The following is a 12,266-nucleotide window of genomic DNA, read 5'->3' on the forward strand; positions in this document are numbered from 1 at the left end:
TCCCACAGATCCAACGCGTTCTGAAGATCAACGAGCTCGACGTCATCACCAACGACGTCGTCGAAGCCGCCCGCAGCACCCTCGTCATCGGCACCACCTGACCCGACACGGACCACAGCGAAAACGACGACACAAACCGAAGCTGCCCACATCCCTCTCGTGTCGCTCGCAGTCGTCGCCGTCGTGTCGTTGCTGACTGCGTTGCTCGGAGTCTGGACACGGGTCGGATCGATCATTTCCCGTGAATGCCGTCATCGGTTGCCGACCACAATGGACGATTTCGGGCAGTCGGCACGAGATCTTGGCACCGTACTTCGCGGACTGCACACCGAACCGATCGCTGGCCCGGAGCAGGCCACGACGCTCCGTTGAAGACTCTGCGGAAGCACGTGATGGATGGCAAGAGCGGTCCCATGCCCGCCGAGTAGGATGGCGCCATGTCCCTCCCGAACGATCCCTTCCCGCCCGCCGGCGACCCCTGGGCCGAGCCGTCCCGCCCCGCCGGGGGCACCGCGACCATCGAGCGCGAGGAGCAGCGCGAGGAACTCGAGCCGGGCGACCGCGAACGGTTCTCCCACTACGTCCGCAAGGAGAAGATCATGGAGTCCGCCCTCTCGGGCGAACCCGTGATCGCCCTCTGCGGCAAGGTCTGGACCCCCGGCCGGGACCCGCAGCGCTTCCCCGTGTGCCCGCAGTGCAAGGAGATCTACGAGGGCATGCGCCCCGGCGGCGACGACGAGGGCCCCGACAACTGATGCGCGGGCGTTCCTGATGCGCCCGTACCCCGCGTGACCACTCGCGCCGACGCCGGCGCGGTCCGCTCCGGCTCCCCGCTCGCGTCCCCCCACCGGGCCCTGACGCTCGGGCTGCTCGCCATCGTCGCCTGCTTCGCGTTCGAGGCGATGGCGGTGACGACGGCGATGCCGGTCGTCTCCGCCGATCTCGGTGGCACCGCCGCCTACGGGCTCGCCTTCTCCATCTATCTCACCGCCTCGCTGGCGGCGACGGTCCTGGCCGGATCCTGGTGCGACCGCGCCGGGCCCCGCCCGGCCATGCTCACCGGACTGGTCCTGATGACGGTGGGCCTGCTCGCCTGCACGTTCGCGGGGGCCTTCGCCGTCCTGATCGCGGGGCGTGCGGTCTCCGGCGCGGGCGGTGGACTGATGATCGTGGCCGTGTACGTGCTGATCGGGGTGTGCCTGCCCGAATCGCTGCAGCCCCAGCTCTTCGGCTGGATGTCGGCCGCCTGGGTGCTGCCGTCCCTCGTGGGTCCGCTGGCCGCGGGCCTGCTCGCCCAGTTCGCCTCGTGGCGGTGGGTGTTCGCCGGCGTCGTGCCCGTGGTCCTCGTCGCGGTGCTGATGATCCGGCGTCGGCTCGGCGGTGCCGCGCCGCCGGTGCAGCCCGAGCTGACCGGTGCGGCCGCCCGACGGCGATTGATCGCCGGTCTCGCCCTCGCCGGTGCCGTGCTGATCGCCCAGACGACCGTCCAGCAGGTGGGCGAGCGCCCCGGTGGGCCGGGCTCGGTCCTGTCGACGGTCGTCGTCGTGCTCGCCGTCGTCGCGGCGGCCCTCACACTGCGGCGGCTGATGCCCGCCGGGTTCTTCCGGTTCGGGGCGGGGCTGCCCGCGGTGCTCGGCGCCCGGCTCGGCCTGTCCGTCGCGTTCATCGGTGCCGAGTCGTTCCTGCCGCTGATGCTCACCACCGTGCACGGCGCGCCGCCGGCGGTCGCCGGGCTGTCCCTGACCACGGGGTCGATCGGCTGGACCCTGGGCGCCTTCTGGCAGGCCCGCACGCGGATGCCGTCACACCGCCTGGTGGCCCTCGCGGCGGCCCTGCTGACCGCGGCGTTGACGGTGCTGGCCGTGGTGTCGACCGGGCCCGGGGGTGCGTGGGCGGCTATGATCGTCTGGTCGGTCGCCGGCTTCGGCATGGGCGTGGGAACCTCCGTCGCGGGGGTCCTGACCCTGCGGTACTCGACCGACGCCGATCGCGGCGTCAACGCCTCCTCGATGCAGTTGGCCGACCAGCTCGGCGGCGTGCTCGGCACCGCGGGAGCGGGCACGATCTTCGGCATCGCCGTTGCACGGGCCACCGACGGCAACGTCGTCTACGTGCTGATGTGGGCCGCCCTCGCCGTGTTCGCGCTCCTCGCCGTCGCGGCGGGGCTGCGGACCGGCCACCAGCACTGAGAAAGGACCTAGCCGCGCGCGGATCGCACCGCGCGGCACGATGATGAACGAATCGCTCTTCGAAGCCCAGGCCGATGCGGGAGCCTCACTGCCGCCCGCGTACCCCGATCGCGCCGCGTGGGGAACCGCGCAGAAGCTGCGCGCGTGGCAGGCCGAGGCGCTCGAGCAGTACTTCGCGCTCAACCCCCGGGACTTCCTCGCCGTCGCCACCCCCGGTGCCGGCAAGACGACGTTCGCGCTCCGGTTGGCCGCGGAACTGCTGGCCCGGCGCACCGTCCGCCGCATCGCCGTCGTCGCCCCCACCGAGCACCTGAAACGGCAGTGGGCCGACGCCGCCGCCCGGATCGGCATCGCCCTGGACCCGAACTTCAAGAACGCCGACGGCCGGCACGGGGACCACTTCGTCGGCGTCGCCCTGACCTATGCGCAGGTCGCGAGCAAGCCGATGCTGCACCGGGCGCGCACCGAGGCCGCCAACACGCTCGTCATCCTCGACGAGGTCCACCACGGCGGTGACGCGCTGTCGTGGGGCGACGCCCTGCGCGAGGCGTTCGACCCGGCCACCCGGCGGCTGTCCCTGACCGGCACCCCGTTCCGCTCGGACACCGCCCAGATCCCCTTCGTCGATTACGTCGAGGACGCCGACGGGATCCGCCGCTCCCGGTCGGACTACGCCTACGGCTACGGCCCGGCGCTGAAGGACCACGTCGTCCGGCCGGTGATCTTCATGGCCTACGCGGGACAGATGCGCTGGCGCACCGCCGAGGGGGAGGAGATGGCCGCCAACCTCGGCGAGGGGGCCACCAAGGACATCACCGCCCACGCGTGGCGGACCGCACTGGACCCCGAGGGCGAGTGGATCCCGTCGGTGCTGGCCGCCGCGGACCGCCGGCTGACCGAGGTGCGGCACACCGTGCCCGACGCCGGTGCGCTCGTCATCGCCACCGACCACACGGACGCCAAGGCCTACGCCGCGATCCTCAAGCGAGTGACGGGCGAGCCGGCGACCGTCGTGCTCTCCGACGACAAGACCGCCTCGCGCAAGATCGAGGAGTTCACGACGTCGGACCGCCGCTGGATGGTGGCGGTGCGGATGGTGTCCGAGGGGGTGGACGTACCGCGGCTGGCGGTCGGCGTGTACGCGACGTCGACGTCGACGCCGCTGTTCTTCGCCCAGGCGGTGGGCCGCTTCGTGCGCGCCCGCAAGCGCGGCGAGACGGCGTCGGTGTTCCTGCCGTCGGTGCCGGCCCTGACGGACCTGGCGAACCAGATGGAACTCGAGCGGGACCACGCCCTCGACAAACCGGTCAGCAGCATCGAGGTCGAGTCCGAGGAGATGCTCGACGACGCGGAGCTCGCGGCCGCCAACCGGGAGGACCGCGCGTCGGACTCCCTGACGAAGGCGACGTTCGAGGCTCTCGAGTCCCAGGCGTCCTTCGACCGGGTGTTGTTCGACGGCAGCGAGTTCGGCACCGGCGGCGAGCTCGGGGGCGAGCACGAGCAGGACTTCCTCGGCATCCCGGGCCTGCTCGACGCCGACCAGATCGGCGAGCTGCTGCGCCAGCGCCAGGCCGACGAGGTGCGGCGGCAGAAATCGACGCGGCCGACCCCGACCGGCCCGTCCGTGCCCGACCACCGGATGCTCAAGGACCTGCGCAACCAACTGGCGAAGAACGTCTCGGCGTGGTCGGCCCGGTCCGGCACCCCGCACGGCGTCATCCACGCCGAGCTGCGGCGGCTGTGCGGAGGACCGCCCGTCGCGCAGGCGGACGAGGCCCAGCTCAAGACCCGGCTGGCGAAGCTGCAGAACTGGTTCATCGGCCGGACGTAGGCTCCCGGCCATCTGCGCCCCTGGCGTGCATGATGGTGCCTATGCATGCCGACGTCGTCATCATCGGAGCCGGGCTCGCCGGGCTGACCGCCTGTCACGAGCTGGTCACCGCCGGCCGTCGGGTCGTCGTGGTGGAGCAGGAGAACGCGAACAACCTCGGCGGCCAGGCCCACTGGTCCTTCGGCGGCCTGTTCCTCGTCGACAGCCCGATGCAGCGTCGGCTGGGCGTGCGGGATTCCGCCGAGCTGGCCTGGCAGGACTGGTCCGGCAGCGCCGGCTGGGACCGGCTCGACGGGGAGCATCCCGAAGACCACTGGGGCAGGCGCTGGGCGCGGGCCTACGTCGAGTTCGCCGCGGGGGAGAAACTGGACTGGCTGCGCTCGGTCGGCGTCTCCTTCACCCCGGTGGTCGGCTGGGCCGAGCGGGGCGACGGCCGGGCCGCCGGTCACGGCAACTCGGTGCCGCGATTCCATGTCCCGTGGGGAACCGGCACGGGCGTCAGCGGCCCGTTCGCGCAACGGGCGCGGCAGGCGGCCGACGACGGCGCCGTCCGGCTGCTGTTCCGGCACCGGCTGGACGAGTTGGTCGTCACCGGCGGCGTGGTGACCGGGGTGCGCGGCACGGTCCTGGCCGACGACGATGCCGCACGCGGCGTCTCCTCCAATCGTGACCCGGCCGGGGACTTCAGCATCACCGCGGACGCCGTCGTCGTCGCCTCCGGCGGGATCGGCGCGGACCACGAGGCGATCCGCCGCTGGTGGCCCCAACGGCTCGGCACGCCGCCCGCCCACCTGATCACGGGCGTGCCGGCCCACGTCGACGGCCGGATGCTGGAGGCCACCGCCCGGGCCGGCGGCCGGCTGGTGAACCGGGACCGGATGTGGCACTACACCGAGGGCATCGCCAACTGGAACCCGGTGTGGCCCGCGCACGGCATCCGGATCCTGCCCGGCCCGTCACCCCTGTGGTTCGACGCGCTCGGCCGTCGGCTGGCGTTCCCCGCACTGCCCGGCTACGACACCCTGGCCACGCTGCGGCACCTGCGCACGACGCCCGACCTGGTCGAGCACGACCACTCCTGGTTCGTCCTCACCCAGAAGATGATCGAGAAGGAGTTCGCCCTCTCCGGTTCCGAGCAGAACCCCGACCTGACGAACCGCGACCTGAAGCTGCTGGTGCGGACCCGGCTCGGCCGCGGCGCCCCGGGCCCGGTCGAGGCGTTCAAGCAGCACGGGGCGGACTTCGTCGTCGCCGACACCCTGGACGAGCTGGTGGCGGGGATGAACGGTCTGACCGGGCGGCCGCTGCTGGACGTCGCGGGGCTGCGCCGTCAGATCGTCGAGCGGGACATGCAGCTGGCGAATCCGTTCGCCAAGGACGCGCAGGTCGTCGGCATCCGTAACGCCCGCCGCTTCCGCGGGGACCGGCTGATGCGGGTGGCCTCCCCGCACCGGGTGCTGGATCCGGCGGCCGGGCCGCTGATCGCCGTCCGACTGCACGTGCTCACCCGCAAGACGCTCGGTGGGCTGCAGACCGACCTGGACGGGCGGGTGCTCGACGACGCCGCCGTCCCGATCCCGGGCCTGTACGCGGCGGGGGAGGCGGCCGGTTTCGGCGGTGGCGGGCTGCACGGCTACAACGCGCTGGAGGGCACGTTCCTCGGGGGCTGCCTGTTCACCGGGCGCACGGTCGGGCGGGCCCTGGCCCGTTAGCGTCGCGACCAGGGCGCCAGCTCTCCTCCCCCCTCGCCCCCTCCCCCCTCGACTGCCCCTCGGTCAGCGACTTTCCGTCGACTGGTCAGTAGATGGCGGTTCTGCGGCCGATCCGCGATCAGAACCGACATCAATTGACCACTCGGCGAAAGGGGTGCGCGAAAGGGGTGCGCGAAAGGGGTGCGGGAAAGGGGAAGGCGGAGAACGCTCAGCTGCTGGGGACCGGCGGGCCGACGACGAGCAGGGCAGTGAACACGGCGAGCACGACGACGACGCCGACGACGGCGGTCAGGGCCGGCCGGCGCAGGGTGAGGCCGAGCAGGCGCTCGAGCGCGGTTCGGGGCGCATCACCGCCCGGGCGCAGCCGCCAGGCGTCGGCCAGCAGCCCCCGGCGCTCCGCGGAGCGCTCGAACGGCAGGGTGGCGTACGGCACCACGGCCGAGACCAGGCCGAGCGCCGTCCGGCCCGCCGACCAACGGCCGTCAACGGCGACGTAGACGGTGGCCGCCACGTAGGACAGGAACGCCAGGCCGTGCAGGCCTCCGCCGATCCGCACCCCGAGGTCGGTGGTGCCGGTGACGTACTTGAGCACCATGCCGATCAGCAGCAGCGTCCACGTGACGGCTTCGATCAGGGCCAGGCGGCGGAAGAGGGTGCGGGGGCTCACGAGGGCACTCCTGAGGGTCGGGGGTGTGTCGCCTCGATTGTCTCAGGAACTGGACGGCTTTCCGGAATGCTGGCCGGCCAGCCAGGCCGCGAAGGTGCGCCGGTCGATCCGGGCACCGGGAGGCGGCAGCAGGCCACCGGTGCGCAGCGCCCGCATGGGCATCGGCACGGTCGCGACCGCCGGGGTGCCCCGGATCTCGGCCAGCCGGCGGGCCATGGTGCCGGTGTCGAGTACCTCGGGACCGGCGACGTCCACGGTGCGCGCCGCGTGCGTCGGGCCCTCGTCCACCACGTCGGCGATGGCCTCGGCGACGGCGTCGGCCGCGACCGGGCGCACCCGCATCACCGGCACCACTGCCAGGTGCCCGAAGCGGAGCCGGTGCAGCAACTGGTCGGCGAACTCGAACCACTGGGTCGAGCGCAGGCTGGTGAAACCCGCGGCCGCCGGTCGATCGAGCAGCCGACCGCGGTAGACGTCGTCCTGGGCGGCCTTGCCGGCGTAGTAGCCGAGCGCCGACCGCAGGGCCGGCTCGGTGACGTTGACGACGGACAGGCACACGACGTGTCCGACGCCCGCGGCCCGGGCCTCGTCCGCGACCCGGGCCGCGGTCCCGGAGAAGAACGCCGTCGCGGCGGCGCGTCGGCCCGTCTTCACGTCCAGGCAGTCGACGACGGTCCCGGCGCCGGCGAAGGCCGCGGCCAGTCCCACGCCGGTCGTCGCGTCCACCCCGGTGGACCGGCTCACCCGCAGCACGTCGTGGCCGCGACCGGCGAGCGTGTCCGCGGCGCGGGCGCCGAGCAGCCCCGACCCGCCGAGCACGACCACACGCCGGCCGCTCACCGGGTGCTCATGACGGGCTCATGACGGGGTGCCGCTGTCGGTGATCGTGACCCCGGCATCCGCCAGCTCGGCCAGGGCGCGCTCCGTCGCGTCGGGCGCCACCCCGGCGGTGAGGTCGGTCAGCACGGTGACGGCGAACCCGGCCCGGGCGCCGTCGAGCGCGGTGGCCCGCACGCAGTGATCGGTGGCGATGCCGACGACGTCGATCGCCTCGATCCCGTGGTCGGTCAGCCACCGGGCGAGGTCCCGCGGCCGGCCCGCTGCCGAGGACGCTGCCGAGGACGCTGCCCCGGCGTCGCCCGTCCCGCACGCGTGCGCCTCGAACCCGGAGTAGCCGTCGGCGTACTCGCCCTTGTGGAACAGCTCGTCGATGCCGGTGGTGTCCAGTCCGGGGTGCAGTTCCGCGCCCGGCGTGCCCGCGACGCAGTGCACCGGCCAGCTGGTGACGAAGTCGGGGTGATCCGAGAAGTGCGGGCCCGGGTCGATGTGCCAGTCCTGGGTGGCGGCGACGACGTCGTACGCGGCCCGGTGCTCGCGCAGGTAGCGGGTGATGCCCTCCGCGACGGCGGCGCCACCGGCGACCGCGAGCGCGCCGCCCTCGCAGAAGTCGTTCTGCACGTCCACGACGACCAGCGCTCGGCCGGTGCCCGGCCTCGTGACGCCGCTCGTGACGCCGCTCGTGACGCCGCTCGTGACCCCGCTCATGACCCCGCTCCCCCCGCTCCCGCCGACCCGGGTGCTCCGGCCGACCCGGGTGCTCCGGGGGACTCGACGACGGTCGGGATCACCGGTTCACCGCGGGACAGGGACTGCACGGCCCGGGGCAACTCGGCGCGGGCCGCGGCGTGGTGCCGGGCCGCTCGGGCCACGCCGTCGGGCCCGGTCCAACCCGGAGCCAGCTCGCCGTCGACGATGAAGTCGCGCGTCAGCGGGCGGTCGTCACCGTCGTTCTCCGGGCGGCCTCCGATCCGCACGACCTCCGCCGTGGCGATGCCGTCCGCGTCCCGGCGGCGCAGACCCCATTTGTCCCCGCCGACGGACGCCTTGTCCTTCGACGCCTTCGCCACGTTCACCCAGCGGCCGTCCTCGTCCTGCCGGGCCACCAGCTTGTACACCAGGGACGCGGTCGGCGCGCCGGAGCCGATCACCAGCTGGGTGCCCACCCCGTAGGAGTCGACCGGGGCGGCGGCCAGGCCGGCGATGGCGAACTCGTCCAGGTCGGACGTCACCGTGATCCGGGTGTCCCGGTTGCCGAGCGAGTCCAGCAGGTCCCGGACCTCGCGCGCCTGCACCGCCAGGTCCCCCGAGTCCAGGCGCACCGCACCCAGCCGGTCGCCGGCGATTCCGATCGCGGTGCGCACCGCGGCCTCGACGTCGTAGGTGTCGACCAGCAGGGTCGTGTCCAGACCCAACGACTCCAGCTGGGCGGCGAACGCCTGTTCCTCGTCGTCGTGCAGCAGGGTGAAGGAGTGCGCCGCCGTGCCGATGGTGGTCAGGCCCCACCGGCGGCCGGCCTCCAGGTTGGAGGTGCCGGCGAAACCGGCGATGACGGCGGCGCGGGCGGCGGCGACGGCGGCGTCCTCCTGGATCCGCCGGGCGCCCATCTCCAGGCACGGGCGGTCCCCGGCCGCCAGGGTCATCCGGGACGCCGCCGAGGCGATCGCGCTGTCGTAGTTCAGCACGGAGAGCACGTACGTCTCCAGCAGGCACGCCTCGGCGAACGTACCCTCCACGGTGAGGATCGGCGAGTTCGGGAAGTACATCTCCCCCTCGGCGTAACCACGCACCGAGCCGGTGAACCGGTAGTCGGCGAGATAGTCGAGGGTCTGCGCGTTGACCACCCGCGTGGACTCCAGGAAGGCCAGCTGGTCCGGATCGAACCGGAAATCCGCGATCCCCTCGAGCAGCCGGCCGGTGCCGGCCACCACGCCGTACCGCCGCCCGTTCGGCAGTCGGCGGGCGAACACCTCGAACACCGAACGACGGTGCGCGGCCCCCGAGTGCAGGGCCGCCTGCAGCATGGTCAGCTCGTAGTGATCGGTGAACAGCGCGGTACTCGGCCGGCGCGCGAATGTCGGATCGCTCACGGGGTCCAGCGTAGGTCACCCCACCGACGGAACGGCCGGGCCCGCGGGAGGAGGCCGGCGCCGCCGGGCCTACCATGGTGGAATGTCCATCGCCGCCCCGACCGAGCAGACCGCCCCGCTCTCGTCGCCGGCGGAACGGGCCGAAGGGGACGCCCGCACCGAAGCCGACGTGCCCTGGGTGCTGATCGTCTGGAACGACCCGGTCAACCTGATGAGCTACGTCAGCTGGGTGTTCCGCAGCTACTTCGGCTACTCCGAGGCCAGGGCGAACACCCTCATGCTCGAGGTGCACCAGCAGGGCCGCTCGGTGGTCGCGACCGGCAGCCGGGAGAAGATCGAGCAGGACACGACCGCCATGCACGGGTACGGCTTGTGGGCCACCTATCGACGGGCGGACCAGAGCTGATGGCGCACGGATTCCGGTCCACCCGCCGCGGCATCACCGGCTTCCTGGAGGACGCCGAGCGGGAACTGCTCGGCAAGCTGTTCCGTGACGTCGCCTCGATGCTCGAACCCCGAACCACGCCCGACGACGACCCGCTCGCCGCCCTGGTCGGCATCGACGCCGAGGCCACCGTGCCGGAGGACACCGCCGTGCGGCGGCTGCTGCCCGACGGCGTCGACGGCGACGACGAGGCGGCGCTGGAGTTCCGCCGGCTGACCGAGCGGGGCCTGCGCGAGCAGAAGACCGCCGGCCTGCGTGCCGCGGAACTGCTGATCGAGGCCGAACCGATCCAGCTGGACACCGACCAGGCGGCCATTCTCTCGAAGGCGATCAACGACGTCCGGCTCGTGCTGGCGGACCGGCTGAACCTCGTCACCGACGAGGACGCGAACCGTCTGCACGACATCACCGACTGGGCGGAGGCGACCGACCTGGAGAGCTACCTCGCGCTCGTCTACAACTTCCTGACCTGGCTGCAGGACACGCTGATGCAGGCGCTGCTGCGCTCGCTGGACCGGTGAGCGGCCGGTGCCGGCGGCGGAACCGGTGTGAGCAAGCAGACGGGTCGTGAAGTTCTGGCGGCGCACAGGGAACGGCTAGTCTTCGTTCAATGAAACGTGCCGTCCCCCGCTCGACGTCGAGCGATGACGTCGAGGCGGCGCGCGCCCGCAGCTTCGCCCCGATCGGGATCTTCGACTCCGGCGTCGGCGGCCTGACCGTCGCGCGCGCCGTGATCGACCAGCTGCCGCACGAGTCCATCCTCTACGTCGGGGACACCGCTCGCGCCCCGTACGGCCCCCTGCCGATCGCCGAGGTGCGTGCCAACGCGCTCGGGGTGATGGACGAACTGGTCGACGCCGGGGTGAAGCTGCTGGTCATTGCGTGCAACTCCGCCTCGGCCGCCGTCCTGCGCGACGCGCGCGAGCGCTACACCGCCGCGCGCGGCATCCCCGTGATCGAGGTCATCCAACCCGCGGTCCGCCGTGCGGTGGCCTCCACCCGCAACGGGCGGATCGGCGTCATCGGCACCGCGGCGACCGTCGGCTCCCGCGCCTACGAGGACACGTTTGCCGCCGCGCCGCACCTGCAGATCACCTCGGCCTCGTGCCCCGCGTTGGTCGACTACGTCGAGGCGGGCGTCACCAGCGGTCCCGAGCTGCTCGCGACGGCGGGGGAGTACCTGGCCCCGCTCAAGGACGCCGGCGTGGACACGCTGGTGCTCGGCTGCACCCACTACCCGCTGTTGACCGGCGTCATCTCCTACCAGATGGGCGACGGCGTCACCCTCGTCTCCAGCGCGGAGGAGACCGCCAAGGACGTCTACCGGGCCCTCATCGACCACGACCTGGCCCGCCCGGCCGGTGGTCCGGTGCCGCAGCACCAGTTCCTGGCCACCGGGGATCCCGCCCAGTTCGAGGCACTCGCCCGCCGCTTCCTCGGTCCCGAGGTGCGCGACGTCGAGCACGCGGAGCACGTCGCCGCCCGGTACCCGACCGGCACCCTGGCCCGGATCACCCCGGAGATGATCGCCGCCGCGCGGGAATCCCTGGCGAGCCGGGCGGCCGAGATGACGGTTCCCACCCGGGTGGCCGCGCGGTCGACGGATCAGCTCATCCACCGCACCCGGATCGGTGCCGGTGGCGGCGGGGGAGCCCGGTGAGCGTGCGCGTCACGGTGGTCGGCTGCGCCGGTTCGTTCCCGCGGCCCGACTCCCCGGCGTCGTGCTATCTGCTGTCCGCTCAGGACGTGGACGGCCGGACCTGGAACGTCGTGATGGACCTGGGCAGCGGCTCGCTCGGGGCGCTGCAGCGGTACATCGACCCGGATCAGCTGGACGCCGTGATCATCTCCCACGCCCACGCCGACCACTACCTCGACCTGGTGGGCCTGCACGTGGCCCTGCGCTGGAACCCGGCCGGGTGGAGCGGGCGCCCGGTCCCGGTCTACGCCGCCGGGCTGCTGGCGGACCGGCTCGCGTTGATCGCCGAGCTGCCCGCGGACCCGGGGATGCACCGCGAGTTCGCGTTCCACACGTGGGCGGCCCGCCGGCCGGAGCGCATCGGTCCGTTCACGGTCACCCCGTACTCCGTGGATCACCCGGTGGAGGAGGCGTACGCGCTGCGGATCAGCGGGCCGGGCGACGACGGGACCGAGGCGGTGGTGGCCTACTCCGGCGACACGGACGCTTGCCCGGAACTGGACGAGGCCGCTCGGGCTGCCTGCCTCTACCTGTGCGAGGCCGCCTACCACGAGGGTCGGGACGACGCCGTCCGCGGCGTGCACCTGACCGGGCTGCGGGCCGGTGAGTCGGCCCGCGCCGCCGGCGTCCACCGCCTGGCGCTGACGCACCTGCCGGTGTGGAACGATCCCGCCCGCAGCTGCGCCGAGGCCCGCGAGGCGTTCGCCGGCCCGGTGCAGACGGTGGCCGCCGGGGACGTCTTCGTCCTGCACGGCGACGGCCGCGTCGACGCCGGGTGAGGCGGGGTGGCGGCCAC

12 protein-coding genes and 1 pseudogene are annotated in these 12,266 nt (G+C 73.0%); 9 read left to right on the forward strand and 4 right to left on the reverse strand.

Going from position 1 to position 12,266, the window contains the following annotated elements; all coding sequences use genetic code 11:
* From BKD30_RS16590 to BKD30_RS01585, 5 genes and pseudogenes are all read left to right on the forward strand, one after another.
* Nucleotides 1-101, forward strand: a pseudogene (locus BKD30_RS16590) (AAA family ATPase); the annotation flags it as partial.
* A 336-nt stretch (nt 102-437) separates the two neighbouring features.
* Nucleotides 438-755, forward strand: coding sequence for a DUF3039 domain-containing protein (locus BKD30_RS01570; RefSeq protein ID WP_076701068.1), 318 nt, complete (start codon nt 438-440; stop codon nt 753-755).
* 33 nt (nt 756-788) lie between these two features.
* Nucleotides 789-2,189: an MFS transporter gene (locus BKD30_RS01575; protein WP_076701070.1), complete on the forward strand. Its 1,401-nt coding sequence runs from the start codon at nt 789-791 to the stop codon at nt 2,187-2,189.
* Nucleotides 2,190-2,232: 43 nt separating this feature from the next.
* Nucleotides 2,233-4,020: a DEAD/DEAH box helicase gene (locus BKD30_RS01580; RefSeq protein ID WP_076701317.1), complete on the forward strand. Its 1,788-nt coding sequence runs from the start codon at nt 2,233-2,235 to the stop codon at nt 4,018-4,020.
* Between the two features lie 41 nt (nt 4,021-4,061).
* The gene (locus BKD30_RS01585; RefSeq protein WP_076701073.1) at nt 4,062-5,732 is read left to right on the forward strand and encodes an FAD-binding dehydrogenase; all 1,671 of its coding nucleotides are present in this window, start codon (nt 4,062-4,064) and stop codon (nt 5,730-5,732) included.
* 208 nt (nt 5,733-5,940) lie between these two features.
* Here the strand turns inward: BKD30_RS01585 and BKD30_RS01590 are convergent, their stop codons facing one another.
* The 4 genes from BKD30_RS01590 to BKD30_RS01605 are packed head-to-tail and all read right to left on the reverse strand — an operon-like array spanning nt 5,941 to nt 9,326.
* Nucleotides 5,941-6,399 carry a DUF3817 domain-containing protein gene (locus BKD30_RS01590; RefSeq protein WP_076701075.1) on the reverse strand — a complete coding sequence of 153 codons (459 nt, stop codon included), beginning with the start codon at nt 6,397-6,399 and terminating at the stop codon, nt 5,941-5,943.
* Nucleotides 6,400-6,441: 42 nt separating this feature from the next.
* Nucleotides 6,442-7,239, reverse strand: a complete 798-nt coding sequence (locus BKD30_RS01595; protein WP_076701078.1) for an SDR family oxidoreductase — start codon at nt 7,237-7,239, stop codon at nt 6,442-6,444.
* A gap of 18 nt (nt 7,240-7,257) precedes the next feature.
* Nucleotides 7,258-7,944, reverse strand: coding sequence for an isochorismatase family protein (locus tag BKD30_RS01600; protein WP_083955910.1), 687 nt, complete (start codon nt 7,942-7,944; stop codon nt 7,258-7,260).
* Nucleotides 7,941-9,326 (reverse strand): nicotinate phosphoribosyltransferase, encoded by a 1,386-nt coding sequence (locus tag BKD30_RS01605; protein ID WP_076701081.1) that lies wholly within the window; start codon nt 9,324-9,326, stop codon nt 7,941-7,943. Before BKD30_RS01605 ends, BKD30_RS01600 begins: the two co-directional genes overlap by 4 nt.
* Nucleotides 9,327-9,408: 82 nt before the next feature.
* Between BKD30_RS01605 and clpS the strand changes: the two genes are divergently transcribed.
* From clpS to BKD30_RS01625, 4 genes are all read left to right on the forward strand, one after another.
* Nucleotides 9,409-9,732: an ATP-dependent Clp protease adapter ClpS gene (gene clpS, locus BKD30_RS01610; protein WP_076701083.1), complete on the forward strand. Its 324-nt coding sequence runs from the start codon at nt 9,409-9,411 to the stop codon at nt 9,730-9,732.
* Nucleotides 9,732-10,292, forward strand: coding sequence for a DUF2017 domain-containing protein (locus BKD30_RS01615; RefSeq protein WP_076701085.1), 561 nt, complete (start codon nt 9,732-9,734; stop codon nt 10,290-10,292). The genes clpS and BKD30_RS01615 overlap by 1 nt, the downstream gene beginning before the upstream one ends.
* Before the next feature lie 89 nt (nt 10,293-10,381).
* Complete coding sequence (gene murI, locus BKD30_RS01620; RefSeq protein WP_083955911.1) at nt 10,382-11,431, forward strand: glutamate racemase; 1,050 nt, start codon at nt 10,382-10,384, stop codon at nt 11,429-11,431.
* A complete protein-coding gene (locus BKD30_RS01625; RefSeq protein ID WP_328586884.1) occupies nt 11,428-12,249 on the forward strand; it encodes an MBL fold metallo-hydrolase in 822 nt (273 codons plus the stop codon). The genes murI and BKD30_RS01625 overlap by 4 nt, the downstream gene beginning before the upstream one ends.
* Nucleotides 12,250-12,266 lie beyond the last annotated feature (17 nt).

This window comes from Tersicoccus phoenicis (assembly GCF_001968835.1).
Classification (GTDB): Bacteria; Actinomycetota; Actinomycetes; order Actinomycetales; family Micrococcaceae; genus Tersicoccus; species Tersicoccus phoenicis.